The following is a 20600-nucleotide window of genomic DNA, read 5'->3' as shown; positions in this document are numbered from 1 at the left end:
CCTGAGCGCGACCAAGTGCTCGCGCTCAGACACACAAGGCGGGCGCTTCGGGGTCAGCGGTCTCGGAGGTCGCGCCAGGGCACGCCCAGCTCGCCGAGCAGGTCGCGGAGGAGGGGGAGGGAGACCCCGACCACGTTGGAGGGGTCGCCCTCGATCGCCGTGACGTAGGGAGCGCCCAGCCCGTCGAGGGTGAAGGCGCCGGCGACCTGCAGCGGCTCGCCGGTCGCGACGTACGCGGCGATCTCGTCGTCGTCGAGGTCGGCGAAGTGGACCGTCGTCGAGGCGGTCGCGCCGACCGTCCCGCTCGTCCCGCCGTCGTCGGGGTCGCGGTCGTCGACGAGCCAGTGCCCCGTGTGCAGGACTCCGGAGCGCCCCCGCATGCGCTGCCAGCGGGCGGTCGCGACGGCCGCGTCCTCCGGCTTCCCGTGGACCTCGCCGTCGAGCTCGAGGACCGAGTCGCAGCCCAGGACGAGGGCCTCGGGCGCGTCGGCGGCGACCCGCGCCCGCGCCACGTCCTCCGCCTTGGCCCGGGCCAGCAGGAGGGCGACGTCAGCCGGGTCGAGGGGGCCGTGGACCTCCGCGGCCACCACCAGGGCCGCGTCCTCGTCGACCTCGCTCACCTGCACGACCGGCTCGACCCCGGCGGCGCGCAGGGTGGCCAGCCGCGCCGGGGACGCCGACGCCAGCACGAGCACGACCGGCCGGCATACGCCGCTCAGGCTGTCGTCGCTCATCCGAGGACCTCGTCCACGAAGCACCATCTCCACGCCTCACCGGGTTCGAGCGAGCGCATCACCGGGTGCTGGGTGTCGCCGAAGTGGCGAGACGCGTGCTGCCCCGGCGAGGAGTCGCAGCAGCCGACGTGGCCGCACCGCGTGCAGATGCGCAGGTGCACCCAGGTCAGCCCTTCGCGCAGGCACTGCTCGCAGCCCTCGGCGCTCGACGGGACCGCGCAGTCGGGCTCGTCGACGAGGTGCTCGCACGCGCGCGACACCTGGTCCGGCGTGCGCACGACGGTGTCCCTGACCCGGGCGGCCCGCGCGGTCCGCCACGAGAGCGCCGCCTCCTCGGCGTCGAGCTGGTTCATCACGCTGGAGAGGATCTCGTGGTCGACGTCGTCCTCGTCGCGGATGCGCAGCAGCTCACGGCGCTCGGCCTCGAGCATCACCGTGCGGAGCCGGCGCCGGGCCTCGCTCGGGGTCTCGTCCACGCTGGGGCCGAGCGTCCCGAGCCGCTCCCAGATGCGGTTGACCCTCAGCTCGGCGTTGGCGCGCAGCTCCTGGGCGATGGCGGGGTCGAGGTCCGCCTCGGCGTCGAGCGCCCGCAGGCCGGCACCGGTGGTCGCCTGCACGACGGTGGCCTCCTGCAGCGCGTCCTCCCGGGGGTCGGGTCCGCGCACGTCGAGGGCCCTCGCCAGCGTCGGAAGCGTCGTCGACTGGAGGGCCAGCGTGCCCACCGTGACGATGAGCGCGATGAGGACCAGCGTCGGCCGGTGGACGGTCGACTGCGGGAGGGTGAGCGCTGCGGCGAGGGTGACGACGCCGCGCATGCCCGCCCAGGAGGTGACGGTGACCCCGGGGACGTCGAGGGGGGTGCGGTCGGAGCGGTCGAGCCGGGTGACCAGCCACGTGAACGGGAAGAGCCAGAGCGGCCTCAGGGCGAGCACCGTGACGAGGACGGCCACCCCGACGACGACGGCACGACCCAGCGTGATCTCGCTCGCCTCGACGTCGGTGACGAGCCGCGAGAGCTGCAGCCCGATGAGGAGGAAGACGGCGTTCTCCAGCAGGAACGTCACGCTGGCCCAGTTGATCCGCTCACTGAGGCGGGAGGTGGCGGACTGCAGCACCGGCGCCTTGTGGGCGAGCATCAGCCCCGTCGTCACCACGGCGAGGACACCGCTGGCGCCGAGCTGTTCGGCGGGGAGGTAGGACAGGAACGGGGCCGCGAAGGACAGCGCGGTGTCCCACGAGGCCTCGGTGAGCTGCTTGCGCACGAGGCCGATGAGGACGAAGACGACCCACCCGACGCCCACGCCACCGACGACCGCGAGGCCGAAGTCCCGCGCGACCGAGCCGACCGTGACCGCTCCGTGCGAGGCGAAGCCGTGGTGGGTGGTGGCCAGACCCGCGGCCGCGATCGCGGTCCGCAGGGTCACGAGCGCGGTCGCGTCGTTGAGGAGGGACTCGCCCTCGAGGATGGTCGTGACGCGCCGGGGCAGCCCGATCCCGCGCGCCACCGCCGTGGCCGCCACGGCATCGGGTGGGGCGACGATCGCGCCGAGCGCGACGGCCACGGTGAACGGGATGGGCAGGAGCCACCACGCGACGAGCGCGACCCCGAACGTCGTGAAGAGCACGAGCCCCACCGAGAGGCCGAGGATCGCGCGCCGGTTCGCGCGGATGTCCACGAGCGAGGTCCCGAGCGCCGCCGCGTACAGCAGGGGCGGGAGGAGCCCGAACAGGACGACGTCGGGATCGAGCGACACGTCGGGCACGAACGGCAGCACCGACGCGACGAGGCCGACGAGCAGCAGCGCGATCGGCGAGGGGAGGCCGAGAGGGGCGCACAGGCGCGCCACGAGGATGACCGTCACGGCGATGGCGGCGAGGGTGAGGGCGAGGGTCACCGGAACATTGTCACCGGCCGGCGGGGGAGTGCGCCGCGCGCCTGCCCGTCGTCCCCGGTCGGGTCAGCGGCGCATGGCCTCGACGAGGGCGTCGAGGCCGACGGAGCCGACGTCGAGGGCCCGTCGGTGGAACGCCTTCGGGTCGAACGCGTCGCCCTCTCTCGCCGCGGTCTCGTCGCGCAGCTGCATCCAGATCCGCTCGCCGATCTTGTAGCTCGGCGCCTGCCCCGGCCAGCCGAGGTAGCGGTCGAGCTCGAAGCGCAGCGACGCCTCGTCGTTGTTGGCGTGGGCGCCCAGGTACTGCCACGCCTTGTCGTAGGTCCACTCGCCACCACCGACCTCCGCCGGCGCCTCGAAGCCGCAGTGGATCCCGATGTCGAGGACGACGCGGGCCGCGCGCAGCGACTGTGCATCGAGGAAGCCGAGGTAGTTGCCCGGGTCGTCCATGAAGCCGAGCTCGACCATGAGCCGCTCGGCGTAGAGCGCCCAGCCCTCGCCGTGCCCGCTCACCCAGCAGAGCATCCGCCGCCACCGGTTGAGCAGCTCGGCGCGGTAGGTCGTCTGGGCGACCTGGAGGTGGTGGCCCGGGACCCCCTCGTGGTAGACCGTGCTCAGCTCGGCCCACGTCCCGAACGTCTCGACGCCCCGGGGCACCGACCACCACATCCGGCCCGGTCGGGTGAAGTCCTCGCTGGGGCCGGTGTAGTAGATGCCGCCGGTGTGGGTGGGGGCGATGCGGCACTCGATCGTGCGCACGGGGGCGGGGATGTCGAAGTGCGTCCCGTCGAGCAGGTCCATGACCTCGTCGGCCTTGGTCTGCATCCACCGCTGGAGCTCGTCGGTGCCGTCCAGCCGGTAGGCCGGGTCCTCGCCCAGGGCCTTCATCGCCTCCTTGACGGTGGCGCCGGGCCGGATCCGCTCCGCCGTGCGCCGCATCTCGGCGTCGAGGCGGTCGGTCTCCTCCTGACCCCAGGCGTAGGTCTCCTCGAGGTCGACGGTCGCGCCGAGGAAGTGCCGGCTGGCGAGCTGGTAGCGCTCGCGGCCGACGGCGTCCTCGGCCGGGGCGAGGTCGAGCAGCCGGTCGCGCAGCAACACCTTGAGGTCCGCGTAGGCGTCGCCGGCGCGAGTGGCGGCGTTGGCCAGCGCGGTCCGCTGCTCCTCGGGCAGCGGCTGGCCGTCCGTGGTGCGGGCACCGGCGGCGAAGGTGGCGAAGAAGCCGTCGTCGCCGACGAGGTCGTCGCACTGGCTGATGCAGGCAACGACCTGGCGCCGGGCGGACACGCGGCCCTCCGCCGCCGACGCGAGGAGCGAGGCGCACCACTGCTCGAGGGCCGTCGGCACGACGCCGAGCCGGGTCGTGATGGTCGCCCACTGCTCCGGCGTGTCGGTGGGCATGAGGTCGAACACGTCGCGGATCGACTGCATCGGGGAGGCGATGACGTTGAGGTCGGCGCGGTCATACCCCGACTCGTGGATGGCGACGTCGAGCTCGAGCCGCTCGCGCATCGCGGCCACGGTCACCCGGTCGATGTCGTCGACCGCCTCGACGGTCTCGAGCCGGGCGAGGGTGGCCCGGGCGAGCTCGGCCCGGGCGCGGTACCCCTCCGGCGAGAAGTCGTCGAGCTCGCCCTGCCGGACGTCGACGCCGAGGTAGGTGGCCTCGATCGGGCTGCTCTCCATGACGGCGTCGAAGTGACCCTCGGCGATCGCGTCGACGGCGGTGGGCTCCCGCCGGAAGGACGTGGAGGACGTGGCGGAGCTGGAGGAGCCGGAGGAGCTGGAGGAGCTGGAGGAGCTGGAGGAGCTGGAGGAGCTGGAGGAGCTGGAGGTGTCGGTCACCCGCCGCACGCTACCCCCGGGCCCCAACTCGCCAATTCCCCCGTTGCGCACGCCACACGCCGTATGCCGTCCGCCCGCCATACGCGTGGGTCCGCAGGTCCTGACGCGTGGGCCCGGAGGTCCTCGTCAGGCGACGATGCCTCGCGGCTGGAACCACCGCTGGTAGGCGAGACTCACGTCGACGGTGCACCCGCGCTCGCGCAGCGCGTCAGCCACCCGGCGCACGACGTCATCGGGGTGGTCGTACAGGTCCACGGCTCGGATGACGATGATGATCCAGCCGGCGGCGCGCATCTCCCTGCGGCGGGCCTCGTCCTTGGCCCGTTGCCCTGGTTCGTCGTGCCAACGACCGTCGTACTCCAGCGCCACCTTCGCCCCGACCCAGGCCAGGTCGAGCCGGAAGCGTTCCGTCCCGTCGACCAGGTAGGGGTGGTTGCACTGCGGTTCCGGAAGCCCGGCAAGGACCATGAGGAGTCGGCTCTGGGTCTCCGGGACCGACTCCGAGCGGGCCCGCACCAGCCGGGCGGCGGTGATCGAGGCCCGCCGGCCGTGGCCCTCCCAGGCGAGCGCAGCCTGCACGAGCTCCTCCGGCGAGATGACCCCTCGAGCGACGAGGCGATCACCGAAGCAGACGAGCTCGACGAGGTCGAGCCGGACCGAGAGGTGGATGAAGGTCATGGCCGGACCCGTGACGGGCAACCCGTGCCGACTCCACCGCTCCATCCGATAGGTGAAGCGGTGAGTCCGGATGCCGTCGCCGATCGTCTTGACGCTGCGGCTGAACGCCAGATGCACCTCGCTGCTGCGCGGCCACGAAGGGACCCACAGCTGTGCTGCGCTGTCATGGCTCAGCAGTGCGTGCGAGGGCGCCCGGAGCAGGGCGGCGCGGCCTCGGACCACGAGGGAGTCGGGCACCACGGCACTGACGTGCACTCCTCGGAAGATCTGTCGGTATGCCGGTCCCGCCAGTTCTCGCCTGCTCACGCCGGCCGCTCGGGCCCAGTCCGTGAGGAAGGGGCGGAAGGGGTCGAAGTCGGACATGGGAACACTGTGGCGACTGACCGGCATACCCGATCCGGGTTTTCCACAGCCCATAGGATTCACCGCATGTCAGCGCGCGTGCACTCGGTCAACACCAGTCCGCCGAGGGCGGGAATCATCAAGCGCCCGACCGGGATCGACAAGCGGTCGACCGACGAGATCCACGTGTTCGACCCCGGCCCCAAGGGGACGGGCGGCAGCGGGGTCGAGGGTGATGCCGTGATGAACCGCAAGCACCACGGAGGGACCGACCAGGCGGTCTACGCCTTCGCCAGCGAGGAGCTGGACTCGTGGGGAATCGACCTCGGTCGGGACCTGGCGCCGGGGGCGTTCGGCGAGAACCTCACCACGTCCGGCTTCGACGTCGACGCGGCGCTGGTGGGGGAGCAGTGGCGGGTCGGGGGGAGCGTGATGCTGCAGGTGACGGGGCCCAGGGTGCCGTGCGCGACGTTCGCCGCGCACATGGGCGTCCGCGGCTGGGTCAAGGCCTTCACGGCGCGGGGCCGGACCGGGGCGTACCTGGCGGTGCTTCAGCCGGGGACCGTCCGTCCGGGTGCCCTCGTCGAGGTGGCGTGGCGTCCCGGCCACGGGATCACCGTGCCGACCGCGTTCCGGGCGTGGATGGGCGACCGTGACCTCGCTCGGCAGGTGCTGGGCGCCCGGGCCTTGACTCCCGCCGGGCACGCGGAGCTCGCGGCCCGCCTGGCCAAGTGGGACGGGTCCCGCTCACGGAGTGCCTAGGTCGAGGCACCGGCGTGTCGCGGGCCGAACGGGGGAATTGGTGAGTTGGGCACGGAGGGGGAGCGGACGGCATACCGGCGTGTCGCGGGCCGAACGGGGGAATTGGTGAGTTGGGCACGGAGGGGGAGCGGACGGCATACCGGCGTGTCGCGGGCCGAACGGGGGAATTGGCGAGTTAGGGACGGAGGGAGTTCTGCCAGGCGGCCGGTCCGGGGGTGAGGGGGCGGCGCATCGCCCGCGCCGGAGCCGCCCACTCCGACCCGGCTCGGGGCGCGTCGGCGTCGGCCGGAGCACCGGACGCGGCCGAGAGGACCGCGACGAGGGCGGCGACCTGTTCGGGGGTGGCGTCGCCGATGACCTCGATGCGCTGTGCCGCAGTGGCGTCCGTCATAGGGGAATGTTCCCGTGCTTCTTGGGCGGGAGGGTCTCGCGCTTGGTGCGCAGGGCCCGCAGCGCCTTGGTGACGTTCATCCGGGTGTTCGACGGCGTGATGACGGTGTCGATGTAGCCGCGCTCGGCCGCGACGTAGGGGTTGGCGAGGGTGTCCTCGTACTCGGTGATGAACCGCTGCCGGGTCGCGTCGACGTCCTCCCCGCGCTCCGCGGCGGCAGCCAGCTGCTTGCGGTAGAGGATGTTTACCGCGCCCTGCGCGCCCATGACGGCGATCTGGGCGGTGGGCCAGGCGAGGTTGATGTCGGCCCCGAGGTGCTTGGAGCCCATGACGTCGTATGCGCCGCCGTAGGCCTTGCGGGTGATGACGGTGACCAGGGGGACGGTGGCCTCGGCGTAGGCGTAGATGAGCTTGGCGCCGCGGCGGATGATGCCGTCCCACTCCTGGTCGGCGCCGGGCAGGAAGCCGGGCACGTCGACGAAGGTGAGGATCGGGACGTTGAACGCGTCGCAGGTCCGCACGAACCGGGCGGCCTTCTCGGAGGCGTCGATGTCGAGGGTGCCGGCGAACTGCATCGGCTGGTTGGCGACGACGCCGACGGAGCGGCCCTCGACGCGACCGAACCCGCAGAGGATGTTGGGCGCGAACAGCGGTGCCACCTCGAGGAACTCGCCGTCGTCCATGACGGCCTCGATGACGCGGTGCATGTCGTAGGGCTGGTTCGGGCTGTCGGGGATGATCGTGTCGAGCGCACGGTCGTCGTCGGTGACGTCGAGGTCGAGCTCCTCGTCGCCGAAGACGGGCGGCTGCTCGAGGTTGTTCGAGGGCAGGTAGGACAGCAGCGCCTTGACGTACTCGACGGCGTCCTCCTCGTCGGTCCCCATGTAGTGGGCCACGCCGGACTTCGAGTTGTGGGTCCGGGCGCCGCCGAGCTCCTCGAACGAGACGTCCTCGCCGGTGACGGTCTTGATGACCTCGGGTCCGGTGATGAACATGTGCGAGGTCTGGTCGACCATGACGGTGAAGTCGGTGACGGCGGGGGAGTAGACCGCCCCGCCGGCGCACGGGCCCATGATGAGCGAGATCTGCGGGATGACCCCGGACGCGTGGACGTTGCGGCGGAAGATCTCGCCGTAAAGCCCCAGCGAGACCACGCCCTCCTGGATGCGGGCGCCGCCGGAGTCGTTGAGCCCCACGACCGGGCAGCCGACCTTCATCGCGAAGTCCATGACCTTGGTGATCTTCTCGCCGAAGACCTCACCCAGCGACCCGCCGAACACGGTGAAGTCCTGCGCGAACACCGCGACGGTGCGCCCGTCGACCGTGCCGTAGCCGGTGACGACGCCGTCGCCGTAGGGCCGGTTCGCGTCCTGGCCGAAGGCGACCGAACGGTGCCGGGCGTACTTGTCCATCTCGACGAACGAGCCCTCGTCGAGCAGCATCGCCAAGCGCTCCCGGGCCGTCTTCTTCCCGCGCGCGTGCTGCTTCTCCACGGCCCGCTCGGACCCGGCGTGCGCGACCTCGCCGACGCGCCGCTTGAGGTCGGCGAGCTTGCCGGCCGTCGTGTGGATGTCGATGCCGGTGTCCTCGGCGGGGACGTCGGTTCCACCGGTGGGCTGGATGTCGGTCTGCGCCATGATGGCGACTCTAGCCTTGACCCCGTGACCCTTCCTGCTGCTCGCCCACCGATGGATGCCGACCTCGTCACACCCGGTCCGCCGTGGCTGCCGGTCGAGGTGCACGGGTCGGTCGGCTCCACCAACGCCGAGCTCGCCCAGGCCCGCCGGCCCTGGCGGGTGGTGACCGCCGAGGAGCAGCGCACCGGCCGCGGCCGGCTCGACCGCGGGTGGACCACGACGCCCGGGAGCAGCATCGCGGCGAGCGTCCTCGTGCCGCGGCCCGAGACCGCACCCCTCGGCTGGGTCCCGCTCGTCGCCGGGCTCGCCCTGCGCGACGCCCTCACCAGCGTGAGCGGGCTCGAGGCCTCGCTCAAGTGGCCCAACGACCTCCTCCTCCCGGCCGACGGGGACCGCAAGGTCGCCGGCATCCTCGCCGAGCTCACGCCCGCGGGCGTCGTCGTCGGCACCGGGGTCAACGTCGACCAGGGCCGCGCCGAGCTCCCCGTGGACACCGCGACCTCGCTCCGGCTCGCGGGCGCACCGGGGGTACGCCGCGAACGGGTGCTCACGGCATACCTCGTCCGTCTGGCGGCTCTCCTGCGCGAGCTGGACGACGACGCGTATGCCGTCCGCGCGGCCTACGAGGCCGCCTGCACCACCGTGGGACGGGAGGTCGTCGTGCACCTGCCGACGTCGCAGCTGCGGGGAGTCGCGACCGGGATCGACGCAGACGGCAGACTGTGCCTGAGGACCGGGGACGGTCCGTGTGCCGTGGCCGCCGGGGACGTCGTCCACGTCCGGTGAGATCCGAGTCGTGGAGGAGGGTGCAGGTGGCGCAGGTGCCGGAGGGCCCGGGCGATCTCGAGGCCCAGGTCGAGGCGCGGCTCCTCGGCCGCCCCGCGACGATGGGTCGTCGCGACGTGAGCCGCGAGGCCTCGGTCTCGCTCCTCCAGGCCCGCAAGCTGTGGCACGCGCTGGGCTTCCAGATCGTCGACGACGAGGAGGTGATGTTCACCGAGGCCGACCTCGACGCCCTGCGCCGCGTGGCCGACCTCGTGCGGGACAACGACCTCGACGAGGACCTCGCGCTCGCGATGACCCGGGCCTTCGCCCGCACCGCCGACCGGCTCGCCGTCTGGCAGACCCAGCTCGTCGCCGAGTACATCACCCCGGCCGAGCAGGAGGCCGAGATCGGGGAGAAGGACGCCCGCGCCGTGCCCGAGCGGGGGGTGGCCGAGGAGGCCGCGACCCTGCTCGTCGACCTCGCCGACCAGCTCGAGCCGCTCATGGTCTACGTGTGGCGGCGCCACCTCACCGCGGCCATCACGCGCATGCTCGCCGACGCGCGGGACACCGACCACGACCCGAGCGCGCCGCTGCGCGTCGTCGGCTTCGCCGACCTCGTGTCGTTCACCTCGCTCGTGCGCCGGATGACCGAGCGGCAGCTCGCGACGCTCGTGCAGCGCTTCGAGGAGCTCGCGAGCGACGTCGTCACCACCCACGGCGGCCGGGTCATCAAGACGGTCGGCGACGAGGTGCTCTTCGTCCACGTCGACGCCGCGGCCGCCGCCGCGATCGGGCTCGACCTCGTCGACGCCATGGGGGAGGACCCGCTGCTGCCCGACGTCCGCGTCGGCATGGCCTCCGGCAAGGTGATCAGCCGGCTCGGTGACGTGTTCGGCACGACGGTGAACCGGGCCTCGCGGCTCACCGCCGTCACCCCGCCGGGGCGGGTGTTCGTCGACGACGAGGTCGCGCGGGCGCTCGGCGCCCTGTCCGGCTTCTCGATGATCGAGCAGCGGCGACGCCACCTGCGCGGGATCGGGACGGTGACCCCGTTCGAGCTGGCCCGCTCGACCGGCGCGCGCCGGGCCCGGTCGTGGGACCATCACGCGTGACCGGCCCCCACCCCACTAGCATCGCCCCCATGACCCGCGTGCTGCTCGCCGAGGACGACCCGGCGATCTCCGAGCCCCTGGCCCGGGCCCTGCGGCGCGAGGGGTACGACGTCGAGGTGCGCGCCGACGGCCGCGAGGCCCTGGAGTCCGCTCGCAGCGACGCCCCCGACCTCGTCGTGCTCGACCTCGGGCTCCCGACGATGGACGGCCTCGAGGTCTGCCGCCGCCTGCGCGGCGAGGGCCACACCGTCCCCGTCATCGTCCTCACGGCCCGCGCCGACGAGGTCGACACCGTGGTGGGCCTCGACGCCGGGGCCGACGACTACGTCACCAAGCCGTTCCGGCTCGCCGAGCTCCTCGCCCGCGCCCGGGCCCTGCTGCGGCGCGGCATCCCCGACGCCCCGGCGTCCGGTCAGGCCGACATCCGGGTCGACACCGAGTCGCGGCGGGTCTTCCTCCATGACGAGGAGATCCAGCTCACCGCCAAGGAGTACGAGCTGATCCGGGTCCTCGCCCGCCACCAGGGCAAGGTCGTCTCGCGCGAGCAGCTCATGCGCGACGTCTGGGAGACGGCCTGGTACGGCTCGACCAAGACCCTCGACATGCACATCTCCGTCCTGCGCAAGAAGCTCGGCGACGACGCGATGCAGCCTCGCTACATCACGACGATCCGGGGCGTCGGCTTCCGGTTCGACCCTGCGGGGGAATGACGGGGCATGCGTCGGCTGCTCCTCAGGTCCACGCTCGCTGCCGTGGGTGCCACGCTGGCGATCTTCGCCGTTCCGCTCTTCGTGGTCGCCGTCGTCGTGTCGACGGCGCCGCCCGAGAGGCGGGCCGACATCGTGCGCGTCACGACCGGCCTGCAGGGGGTCATGCTCCTCACGGGTCTCATCCTCGTGCTCATGCTGCTCGGTCTCGCGGTCGGCTGGTTCGTCGCGCAGCGACGCTCACGCCTCCTCGGTGACCCGCTGACCGAGCTGGCCGTCCGCGCCGAGCGCCTCGGCGCCGGCGAGTCGCGGTTCATGCCGCTCAACTCCGGCATCGGAGAGCTCGACCGGATCAGCGACGTCCTCTCCCGCAGCGCTCACCAGGTGACCCGCAACCTCGCCGCCGAGCGCGACTTCGCCGCGGACGCGTCGCACCAGCTGCGCACGCCGCTCACCGCCCTGCTCATGCGGCTCGACGAGATCGCGTCCACCGACGACCTCGCCGTCGTGCAGGAGGAGGCCCAGGTCGCCATCGACCAGGTGGAGCGGCTGAGCAAGGTCGTCGACGACCTCATGGGGCGCACCCGGGTCAGCGACCCGACGCGCCCGAGCGTCTCGCTCGACGCGGTGCTCGCCTCGCTGCAGCGCGAGTGGCAGCCGGCGTTCGCGGCATCGAAGCGGAGCATGCGGATCCACGGCGAGCGCGGGCTCCGCGTCCGGGCGACGCCGGTGGCGCTGGCCCAGATCCTCTCCACCCTCGTCGAGAACGCCCTGGCGCACGGCCGGGGCACGGTCGACATCGCCGCCCGCCGGGCCGGCCCGTCGGTCGTCGTCGAGCTGGGCGACGAGGGGGCGGGCGTCGCCCCGGCGATCGCCCCGCACATCTTCGAGCGGTCGGTCTCGTCGTCGGGGTCGGGGCTGGGCCTGACCCTGGCCCGCGACCTCGCCGAGGACAACGGGGGCCGGCTCGAGCTCGTCAGCACCCAGCCCGCCGTCTTCGCGGTCTTCCTCTCCGAAGCGGAGTGACGCTCTCCGAAGCGGAATGACCCCCTCCGAAGCGGAGTGACGCTCGAGTGCTCCGGCGGTGCGTGAGGGGTGGGGTTGGCTGTGCCCAACAGGGGAATGGGTGAGTTGGGGACATGTGCCCAACAGGGGAATTGGTGAGTTGGGGACGTGTACCCAACGGGGGAATTGGTGAGTTGGGAACACGGGGTGGGGTGGGGGTGGTGCGGTGTGGGGGTCGGTCAGTGCGGGTGCGGGTGCTGGGGGTCGTGGTGGTGGCGGAGGTCGGCCAGCGGCGAGGTGTCGACGTCGAGGGGCTCACCGGCGAAGACGAACCGGCGGTAGGCCCAGAACCGGAAGAGCGTGCCCAGCGCGATGCCGACCACCTTGGCGACGTTGTCGGCGGTGAGCGAGCTGAAGTCGAGGACGTAGTTCGAGAACGCGACCGCGGCGGCCTGGATGACGAGGGCCACCCCGTTGGTGCCGGCGAAGAGCGCCGCCTCGTGGTGGGCCGGCCGGTTGCGGCGGTGGCGGAAGGTCCAGCTCCGGTTGCCGACCCAGGCGAACGCGGTGGCGATCGAGGCCGACACGATGACGGCCGCGGTGGGCTTCTCCTCGAGCAGGGTGCGCCGCAGCAGGTTGAAGCTGCCCATGTCGATGACGAAGGCGACCGCCCCGATGACACCGAACTTGATGGCCTCGCGGTAGAGGACGTCGATGGCGCCCCTGAGCCGGGTGAGGAGGCCCTTGGCAGGGCTCGTGGACGTCACCGGCAGAGCCTAGCCGCCGACACCCCGCCGGATGCCGGCTGCGCACGACCCGCCCGGACCCGCGCGGCTATCCTCGCCGGGTGACCGCCCCGCTTCGTGCTCCCGGAGGATTCCCCGTCGTCGGCATCATCGGTGGCGGACAGCTCGCGCGGATGTGCGCCGGACCCGCCGCCGAGCTGGGCCTCACCCTCAGCGTCCTCGCCGAGGCGGCCGACTCCAGCGCCGCGCTCGTCATCCCCTCGGCACCGGTCGGCGCCCACAGCGACGTCGAGGCCGTTCTCGCCTTCGCCCGCGAGTGCGACGTCGTGACCTTCGACCACGAGCACGTCCCGGCGGACGTGCTCGCCGCGCTGGCCGACGCCGGCGTCCCGATGCACCCCACGCCCGAGGCGCTCGTCTTCGCCCAGGACAAGCTCGCCATGCGCGAGCGGCTGACCGCGCTCGGCATCCCGTGTCCCCGCTGGACCGAGGTCCACACCACCGCCGAGGTGACGGTCTTCGGCGACGACGTGGGGTGGCCGGTCGTCGCCAAGACCCCCCGGGGCGGCTACGACGGCAAGGGGGTCCGGGTCGTCGGCGCCGCGGACGAGCTCACCGACTGGCTGGAGCGCGCCTCGGCCGAGGGCTCGAGCCTGCTCCTCGAGGAGATGGTCGGCTTCACCCGGGAGATCGCCGTCCTGCTCGCTCGCAGCCCGTCCGGGCAGGCAGCCGCGTGGCCGGTGGTCGAGACCGTCCAGACCGACGGGATCTGCACCGAGGTGATCGCACCTGCACCCGGGATCGACCCGGACCTCGCCGCCCGGGCGACGGAGGCCGGCCTCCGGGTCGCCGGTGAGCTCGGTGTCACCGGCGTCCTCGCCGTCGAGATGTTCGAGCTGCCCGATGGCGGGTTCGTCGTCAACGAGCTGGCGATGCGACCGCACAACAGCGGCCACTGGTCCATGGACGGAGCCGTGACCGGGCAGTTCGAGCAGCACCTGCGGGCCGTCCTCGACCTGCCCCTGGGGTCACCGCGACCGCGGCACGCCTGGACGGTGATGGGCAACATCCTCGGCGGTGAGCACCCCGAGCTCTACCCGGCATACCGGCACGTCATGGCCCGCGATCCGGAGGTCAAGGCGCACCTCTACGGAAAGGGTGTGCGACGCGGCCGCAAGATCGGACACGTCAACGTCAGCGGTGATAGCGTCGCCGACCTGCGCAGACGCGCGCGACACGCCGCTGATTACATCGAGGGAGCCGTCACCGAATGAGCCCATCGACCACGTCCACGGGAGACGCCGTCGTCGGCGTCGTCATGGGCAGCGACAGCGACTGGCCCGTCATGCAGCTCGCGACGAAGGTGCTCGACGACTTCGGCATCACCTACGAGGTGGACGTCGTCTCGGCGCACCGGATGCCGGACGAGATGATCACGTACGGCCTCGAGGCCGAGGAGCGCGGGCTGCGCGTCATCATCGCGGGCGCCGGCGGCGCGGCGCACCTGCCGGGCATGCTCGCGTCGGTGACCTCGCTTCCGGTCATCGGGGTGCCGGTCCCGCTCGAGCACCTCAACGGCATGGACTCGCTGCTCTCGATCGTGCAGATGCCGAGCGGCGTCCCGGTCGCGACGGTGTCGGTGGGCGGCTCCCGCAACGCGGGGCTGCTCGCGGTCCGCATCCTCGGCGCCGGGGACACCGACGAGGCGGCACGCCTGCGCGCCGCGATGGGCGAGTTCCGCAAGGGGCTGCGCAACCAGGCGCACGCCAAGGGCGAGGCCCTGCGCGCCCAGCGCAGCTCCGCTTCTTCCTGACCTGACCCCGACGGACTGCGCATGAGGGTCCCGTTCGCTGCCGCTCGCTGACCCGAATGCGCAATCAGTGGCGGCTCGCTGACCGAAATGCGCAATGAGTCGGGCGGTCAGCGGGCCGAACCCTCGCCCCGGACCCGGGGCCACTCGATGCGCGGGCAGGTGTCCATGACGACGTCGATGCCGACGGCTCGGGCCCGGTCCGCGGCGTCCTCGTCGACGACGCCCTGCTGCATCCAGATCGCGTCGATCTGCAGCCGGTCCTTGTGCTCGATCGCCTCGTCGACGACGGCGCCGACGTGCTCGGAGTTGACGAAGCAGTCGATGACCTTGACGTCCTGGTCCGGGATGTCGGCGAGGCTGGCGTAGCCCTGCTCGCCGTGCACCGTCTCGGCCTTGGGGTGCACGGGGATGATCCCCTTGTGCAGCTCGTGCTTGAGCCACCGGGCGACGCCGTGCGCGGGCCGCTTGCTGTTGGTGGACAGCCCGACGACGACCCACACCCCGGGGTCGTTGAGCAGCTCGCGGATGAGGTCGGGGTCGTTGCGGTGCCGGTACGTCATGGGTCTCACCTTGCCACCGGCCGCGAACGCGTGGGGCCGGGGTGCGCGTCTGCCTTGCGTGGACCCCCGCCGACGGGTTGGGTGGGGGCATGCGCTTCGGCATCTTCATCCCCCAGGGCTGGCGTCACGACCTCGCCGGCATCGAGCCCGACCAGCACTGGGGCGTGATGGCGGGGCTCGCGAGGCGGGCGGACGGCATCCGTGACTGGGAGTCGATCTGGGTCTACGACCACTTCCACCCCACGCCGCACCCGACGCAGGAGGCGGTCCACGAGGCCTGGTCGCTCATGGCGGCGTTCGCGGGGGTCACCGGGCGGGTGCGCATCGGCCAGATGTGCACGTGCATGAGGTACCGCGAGCCGGCCTACCTCGCCAAGGTCGCCGCGACCGTCGACGTCATCTCCGAGGGCCGTCTCGACATGGGCATCGGTGCGGGCTGGTACGAGCACGAGTGGCGCGCCTACGGCTACGGCTTCCCGACGGCGGGGGAGCGGCTCGCCCGCCTCCGCGAGGGCGTGGAGATCTTCCGTCAGATGTGGACCACCGGCACCGCGACGTATGCCGGGGAGCACTACCAGGTCGACGGCGCCCTGTGCTTCCCAAGACCGTTGCAGGGCACGGTGTTCGACGGGTCCGAGCGCAACGGCATCCCGCTGTGGGTCGCCGGCGGAGGCGAGCGCAAGACACTGCGGATCGCGGCGGAGTACGCCGACTACACCAACTTCTCCGGCGATCCGACGGCCTTCGCGCACAAGAACGCGGTCCTCAGGCAGCACTGCGCCGACGTCGGCCGCGACGCCGACACGATCACGCGCTCCTCGAACTTCAACGTCGTCATCGGCCGGGACGCCAGGGAGGTGCAGGAGCGGTTCAGGTGGATCGAGCACCACCTGCGCGGCGCGGGCGTGCCCGAGGACGCCGTCGCGCGGTCGATGAAGGTCTACCGCGAGGGCGTCGCGGTGGGCACGCCCGACCAGGTGGCGAGCGCTCTCGCCGACATGCAGGACGTCGGCATGACCTACGCGATCACCAACTTCATCGAGTCCGCCTACGACCTGTCGGGCGTCGAGCTGTTCGAGCGCGAGGTCATCCCCGCCCTGCGCTGAGGCCTGGACTGTGTCCATCGGCAGCGGCGCAGATAGCATGGTCGCCCGATGAGCACTCCCGTGGTGACCGCGGCCCAGACCCGGTCAGAGATGCGCGCCCGCCCCCGGCCGGCGTCGGACTTCCGGCCCGACATCCAGGGCCTGCGTGCCGTCGCCGTCGGGCTCGTCGTCCTCTACCACCTGTGGCCCACGCGAATCACCGGCGGATACGTCGGGGTCGACGTCTTCTTCGTCATCTCCGGGTTCCTCATCACCTCGCACATCCACCGCGAGATCCTCGCCACGGGGCACCTGGTGGTGGTGCGCTTCTGGGCGCGCCGGATCCGCCGCCTCCTGCCGGCCAGCCTCCTCGTCCTCGTCCTGTCCGGCCTGGGCGTCCTGCTCCTCACGCCCAGCACGACGTGGGCGCAGACGGCGCGCGAGATCGGGGCCAGCGCCCTGTACGTGCAGAACTGGCAGCTCGCGACGTCGGCGGTCGACTACATGGCCCTCGACAACGTGCCCACGGTCGCGCAGCACTTCTGGTCGCTGTCGGTCGAGGAGCAGTTCTACGCCGTCTGGCCGGTCCTCATCCTCGGGCTGCTCGCCGTCATGAGGCTGCGCGGCCACCGCGACACCCGCCGGGCCATCCTCGCCGGCCTCACCGTGATCTTCGTCGTGTCGCTCGCCTGGTCGGTGGTGTCCACCCACCAGGACCAGGCCTTCGCCTACATGAGCACCCTGACCCGCGTGTGGGAGTTCGCCGCCGGCGGGATGGCCGCCCTGGTCCTCACCCGGGTGGGCCGGCCCGCCGACAGCGTCCTCGCGTGGCTCGGTGTCGTCGCCGTCGTCGTGTCCGGGCTGGTGCTCACCGAGGCCAGCCTCTTCCCGGGCTGGGTGGCGCTGTTCCCGGTGCTCGGCACGGTGGCGCTGCTGCTGTCGGGGGCGGGGACCCGCGTCGGTCAGGTCCTCAGCACGCGGCCGATGACCTTCGTCGGCGACATCTCGTACTCGATCTACCTCGTGCACTGGCCGCTCATCGTCATCACGCCGCACGTCACCGGGCACGAACTGGCCTGGCCGGAGAAGGTCGCCGTCCTCGCCGCGACGCTCGGCCTCGCCTGGCTGTCGAAGACGTGGGTCGAGGACCCCCTGCGTGTGCGGCCCCTGCTCGCCAAGGCTCCGGCCCGCGCCTTCTCCTTCGCGGTGCTCGGTATGGCCCTCGTGGTCGGCTTCACGACCGCGTGGGGTACCAGCCTCGAGCGGCGTGAGGCCGTGGCGGCGCAACAGACGAAGGAGCGTCTGGCCGTTGCGGACCGGTGTCTCGGTCCGGGTGCGCTCGTCGAGGCCAACGACTGCGGCCCCGTCGCCGGTGATGGTCCGCTCGTGGCTCCGGTCGAGTCCGTCCTCGCGCAGGTCAGGGACCCGCGCATCCGCGCGTGCCAGCAGACCTTGGAAAGCCCCGCGATCCTCGACTGCGTGGTCGGCGACCCGTCGGGCAGCAAGGGGACCATCGCGCTCGTCGGCGACTCGCACGCCGGGGCGCTCCTCCCCATGGCCGACGAGCTCGGGAAGCGCCGGGGCTGGAAGGTCGTCGTCCACACGAAGGGCTCGTGCCCGTCGACCGACGCGCTCCGGGTCCTCGACGTGGAGACCTCGGACGAGCGCCAGGAGAGCTGCGCGGCATACAACGCCGCCGTGGACGAAGCGATCCTGGGCGACGAGTCCATCTCGATGGTCATCGCATCCTCCTTCACCCGGGCGTACCGCTGGGAAGGGCTGGGCGGGGCGACGGGGGCCGAGGCCGGGAAGGCCGGCTTCAGCCGTCGATACGACCGCTGGGTCGACGCGGGCAAGGACGTGCGGGTCATTTCGGACGTGCCCGCCACGTCGGGTGAGCTCGTTCCGGGCTGCATCGCCGCCAACCCGACGGCTCCCGAGAAGTGCGCGGTCCCGCGCGGGACCGCCGTCGTCGAGGACCTCGCGGTGACCGCGGCCCGCGCAGCGGACATCCCGGTCATCGACCTCACCGACCTGTTCTGCGACCAGACGTCGTGCTACGCCCGTGTCGGGGACGTCATCGTCTACAAGGACTCCAGCCATCTCAGCACCGAGTATTCGACCATGCTCGCCACCCACGTCGAAGTGCGCCTGGACTGACGCGCCGCGACCGCGCCCAACGTGGTCGGTCCCACACCCATGCGGCGAGGGGCACTCCCTACGCGTCGGTAGGATCGCCGGGTGAGCGCCAACGCCGACTTCCCCCTGTTCCAGGTCAACGAGGACCACGAGGCGATCCGCGAGGCGGTCCGTGATGTGGCCCGGGACAAGATCGCCCCGTTCGCGGCCGCGGTCGACGAGGAGTCGCGCTACCCGCAGGAGGCGCACGACGCCCTCGTCGCGTCCGACTTCTTCGCCCCGCACATCGGTGAGGAGTACGGCGGGGTCGGCGCGGACGCGCTCGCGACCTGCATCGTCATCGAGGAGGTCGCCCGCGTCTGCGCGAGCTCCTCGCTCATCCCCGCGGTGAACAAGCTCGGCACGATGCCGCTGATCCTCGCCGGGTCCGAGGAGCTCAAGCAGCGCTACCTGCCGCCGGTCGCCGCCGGTGAGGCGACGTTCTCGTACGGGCTGTCCGAGCGCGAAGCCGGCTCGGACACCGCGGCGATGAAGTGCCGCGCGACGCTGGACAGGTCAGCCGGGGACGACGTGTGGATCCTCAACGGGCAGAAGTCGTGGATCACCAACGCCGGCGTCTCCGAGTACTACACCGTCCTGGCCGTGACCGACCCCGACGGGGCCCGCGGCAACAACATCAGCGCCTTCGTCGTGGAGCGGTCCGACGAGGGGTTCTCCTTCGGGGAGAAGGAACGCAAGCTCGGGATCAAGGGCAGCCCGACCCGCGAGCTCATCCTGGAGAACGTCCGCATCCCCGGCGACCGGATCGTCGGCGCCCCGGGCGAGGGCCTCAAGATCGCGTTGCGCACGCTGGACCACACCCGCGTCACGATCGGCGCCCAGGCGGTCGGGATCGCGCAGGGCGCGCTCGACCACGCCACGGCCTACGTCAAGGAACGCAAGCAGTTCGGCACGCGCATCGCCGACTTCCAGGGCATCCAGTTCATGCTCGCCGACATGGCCATGGAGCTCGAGGCCGCCCGCCAGCTCGTCTACGTCGCCGCCGCGAAGTCGCAGCGCTCCGACCCCGACCTGCCGTTCTTCGGCGCCGCCGCCAAGTGCTTCGCCTCCGACGTCGCGATGAAGGTCACCACCGACGCCGTCCAGCTCCTCGGCGGCGCCGGCTACACCCGCGACTTCCCCCTCGAGCGGATGATGCGCGACGCCAAGATCACCCAGATCTACGAGGGCACCAACCAGGTCCAGCGCGTCGTCATGGCCCGCCAGCTGCTCAAGGGGTAGGCGCCAGCCCCTACCCCTGCGACGGCTTGCCGTCCGTCCCGGCGGGCGGACCCTCGAGGGGCTGGTCCTCGCGCAGCATCGTGAAGAGGGCCTTGGCGCGCTCGGTGTCCCACTTGACCGCCGACCCGGCGGCCGTGGGGTAGTTCGCGTCCTGGATGGGCACGGTGAGGCTCAGGGTCGAGTCGTTCCCGGCTCCGCGCATGGCGAGCAGGATGTTGGCGGCGTCGCGCATGCCGGTCTCCTCGCCGACACCCACGGCGCTCGCGGCGGTGTGCGTGAAGGACCAGTAGCGGAACGGGTTGAGCACGGTCGACGGTGTCGCCGCGCCCTTCATGATGGCCGCGAGGAACTGCCGCTGCCGCTCGGCCCGACCGATGTCGCCGCGCGGGTCGGAGTAGCGGGCGCGGACGAAGCCGAGGGCGTTCTTGCCGTCGAGGGTCTGGCAGCCCTTCGCGAGGTTGATGTGCGCCTTGGGGTCGTCCATCGCGAACGGGACGCAGATGTCGACGCCGCCCAGGCTGTCGACGACCGAGGCGAAACCGCCGAAGCCGATCTCGAGGTAGCCGTCGATCCGGAGGTCGGTGACCTGCTCGAGGGTCTCGACGAGGAGCTGCGGGCCGCCGATGGAGTACGCCGCGTTGACCTTGTTGCTGTTGTGCCCCGGGATCGGCATGTAGCTGTCGCGGGGGATGGAGACGATCGCGGACTTCCCGCCGCCCGCGGGGACGTGGACGATCATGATCGAGTCGGTGCGGCGGCCCTCGGCGGTGCCGGTGCCGAGCTCGTTGCGCTGCTCGGCGGTGAGCCCCTCGCGGGAGTCGGAGCCGACGAGCAGGTAGGTGTTGCCCGGCGTCTCGGCGGGGCGGTCGCCGGCGGGGGCGTCCTCGACCCGGGACACGGTGCTCCACGCGTGGAACGGCGTCACGACGAGGAAGACGAGCCAGAGCGCGAGGAGCAGGGGGAGGAGCAGCCAGGTGCGACGGCGGCGACGCGGCTCCTGCTGGATCGGGTCGGCGACCGGTCGGGCGCCGCGCGGGGGACCCTGTCGCCTCTCGGGCTCCGGCCGACGCGGGGCGGGGGCGTGCTCCCGGCGGGGGGGCCTGGCG

General features: G+C 72.1%; 19 protein-coding genes. 10 read left to right on the top strand and 9 right to left on the bottom strand.

The annotated features are described in order from the left end of the window. Nucleotides 1-53: 53 nt before the first annotated feature. The 4 genes from N801_RS10045 to N801_RS10030 all read right to left on the bottom strand — a co-directional run bounded on the left by N801_RS10045 (nt 54) and on the right by N801_RS10030 (nt 5509). Nucleotides 54-734: a Maf family protein gene (locus tag N801_RS10045; RefSeq protein ID WP_052112835.1), complete on the bottom strand. Its 681-nt coding sequence runs from the start codon at nt 732-734 to the stop codon at nt 54-56. Then, on the bottom strand, nt 731-2629 hold the full coding sequence (locus N801_RS10040) for a Na+/H+ antiporter (protein ID WP_035937142.1): 1899 nt from the start codon (nt 2627-2629) through the stop codon (nt 731-733). The genes N801_RS10045 and N801_RS10040 overlap by 4 nt, the downstream gene beginning before the upstream one ends. Before the next feature lie 63 nt (nt 2630-2692). Continuing rightward, on the bottom strand, nt 2693-4336 hold the full coding sequence (locus tag N801_RS10035; protein ID WP_052112841.1) for a DUF885 domain-containing protein: 1644 nt from the start codon (nt 4334-4336) through the stop codon (nt 2693-2695). 258 nt (nt 4337-4594) lie between these two features. Beyond that, nucleotides 4595-5509 carry an endonuclease domain-containing protein gene (locus N801_RS10030; RefSeq protein ID WP_035937139.1) on the bottom strand — a complete coding sequence of 305 codons (915 nt, stop codon included), beginning with the start codon at nt 5507-5509 and terminating at the stop codon, nt 4595-4597. A 66-nt stretch (nt 5510-5575) separates the two neighbouring features. On the opposite strand from N801_RS10030, the gene N801_RS10025 reads away from it, so the two are divergent. Continuing rightward, nucleotides 5576-6250: an MOSC domain-containing protein gene (locus N801_RS10025; RefSeq protein ID WP_052112834.1), complete on the top strand. Its 675-nt coding sequence runs from the start codon at nt 5576-5578 to the stop codon at nt 6248-6250. Between the two features lie 175 nt (nt 6251-6425). Here N801_RS10025 and N801_RS10020 read toward each other — a convergent pair whose 3' ends face one another. After that, a complete protein-coding gene (locus N801_RS10020) occupies nt 6426-6641 on the bottom strand; it encodes an acyl-CoA carboxylase epsilon subunit (protein ID WP_035937136.1) in 216 nt (71 codons plus the stop codon). Beyond that, nucleotides 6638-8278, bottom strand: a complete 1641-nt coding sequence (locus N801_RS10015; RefSeq protein WP_052112833.1) for an acyl-CoA carboxylase subunit beta — start codon at nt 8276-8278, stop codon at nt 6638-6640. The genes N801_RS10020 and N801_RS10015 overlap by 4 nt, the downstream gene beginning before the upstream one ends. Nucleotides 8279-8302: 24 nt before the next feature. Here N801_RS10015 and N801_RS10010 point away from each other — a divergent pair, with 24 nt between their 5' ends. The 4 genes from N801_RS10010 to N801_RS09995 are packed head-to-tail and all read left to right on the top strand — an operon-like array spanning nt 8303 to nt 11891. After that, nucleotides 8303-9064, top strand: coding sequence for a biotin--[acetyl-CoA-carboxylase] ligase (locus N801_RS10010; RefSeq protein WP_035937132.1), 762 nt, complete (start codon nt 8303-8305; stop codon nt 9062-9064). A gap of 26 nt (nt 9065-9090) precedes the next feature. Beyond that, complete coding sequence (locus tag N801_RS10005; protein WP_245618352.1) at nt 9091-10158, top strand: adenylate/guanylate cyclase domain-containing protein; 1068 nt, start codon at nt 9091-9093, stop codon at nt 10156-10158. Nucleotides 10159-10187: 29 nt separating this feature from the next. Next, nucleotides 10188-10868 carry a response regulator transcription factor gene (locus N801_RS10000; RefSeq protein ID WP_035937127.1) on the top strand — a complete coding sequence of 227 codons (681 nt, stop codon included), beginning with the start codon at nt 10188-10190 and terminating at the stop codon, nt 10866-10868. A 42-nt stretch (nt 10869-10910) separates the two neighbouring features. Continuing rightward, entirely contained in the window at nt 10911-11891 is a 981-nt protein-coding gene (locus tag N801_RS09995; RefSeq protein ID WP_439330535.1) for a sensor histidine kinase, read from the top strand. Between the two features lie 218 nt (nt 11892-12109). On the opposite strand, the gene N801_RS09990 is transcribed toward N801_RS09995, so the two are convergent. Further along, nucleotides 12110-12637 carry a GtrA family protein gene (locus tag N801_RS09990; protein ID WP_052112830.1) on the bottom strand — a complete coding sequence of 176 codons (528 nt, stop codon included), beginning with the start codon at nt 12635-12637 and terminating at the stop codon, nt 12110-12112. 80 nt (nt 12638-12717) lie between these two features. On the opposite strand from N801_RS09990, the gene N801_RS09985 reads away from it, so the two are divergent. Both N801_RS09985 and purE read left to right on the top strand, forming a co-directional pair. After that, nucleotides 12718-13890 carry a 5-(carboxyamino)imidazole ribonucleotide synthase gene (locus tag N801_RS09985; protein WP_035937122.1) on the top strand — a complete coding sequence of 391 codons (1173 nt, stop codon included), beginning with the start codon at nt 12718-12720 and terminating at the stop codon, nt 13888-13890. Beyond that, nucleotides 13887-14429 carry a 5-(carboxyamino)imidazole ribonucleotide mutase gene (purE, locus tag N801_RS09980; RefSeq protein WP_035937119.1) on the top strand — a complete coding sequence of 181 codons (543 nt, stop codon included), beginning with the start codon at nt 13887-13889 and terminating at the stop codon, nt 14427-14429. The genes N801_RS09985 and purE overlap by 4 nt, the downstream gene beginning before the upstream one ends. Nucleotides 14430-14536: 107 nt before the next feature. Here the strand turns inward: purE and N801_RS09975 are convergent, their stop codons facing one another. After that, nucleotides 14537-14989 carry a CoA-binding protein gene (locus tag N801_RS09975; protein WP_035937117.1) on the bottom strand — a complete coding sequence of 151 codons (453 nt, stop codon included), beginning with the start codon at nt 14987-14989 and terminating at the stop codon, nt 14537-14539. An 89-nt stretch (nt 14990-15078) separates the two neighbouring features. Here N801_RS09975 and N801_RS09970 point away from each other — a divergent pair, with 89 nt between their 5' ends. From N801_RS09970 to N801_RS09960, 3 genes are all read left to right on the top strand, one after another. Next, nucleotides 15079-16095 carry an LLM class F420-dependent oxidoreductase gene (locus N801_RS09970; RefSeq protein WP_035937115.1) on the top strand — a complete coding sequence of 339 codons (1017 nt, stop codon included), beginning with the start codon at nt 15079-15081 and terminating at the stop codon, nt 16093-16095. A 48-nt stretch (nt 16096-16143) separates the two neighbouring features. Then, nucleotides 16144-18234, top strand: coding sequence for an acyltransferase family protein (locus tag N801_RS09965; protein WP_084108648.1), 2091 nt, complete (start codon nt 16144-16146; stop codon nt 18232-18234). An 81-nt stretch (nt 18235-18315) separates the two neighbouring features. Beyond that, nucleotides 18316-19494, top strand: a complete 1179-nt coding sequence (locus tag N801_RS09960; RefSeq protein ID WP_035937111.1) for an acyl-CoA dehydrogenase family protein — start codon at nt 18316-18318, stop codon at nt 19492-19494. A 10-nt stretch (nt 19495-19504) separates the two neighbouring features. Here N801_RS09960 and N801_RS09955 read toward each other — a convergent pair. Beyond that, nucleotides 19505-20600 (bottom strand): LCP family protein (locus N801_RS09955; RefSeq protein WP_245618350.1); only part of this gene is annotated, 1096 nt, incomplete at its 5' end.

This window comes from Knoellia aerolata DSM 18566 (assembly GCF_000768695.1).
In the GTDB taxonomy this organism is placed as follows: Bacteria; Actinomycetota; Actinomycetes; order Actinomycetales; family Dermatophilaceae; genus Knoellia; species Knoellia aerolata.
Note: the sequence above shows the minus strand (reverse complement) of the source record. Positions and strands in the feature narration are given on the sequence as shown.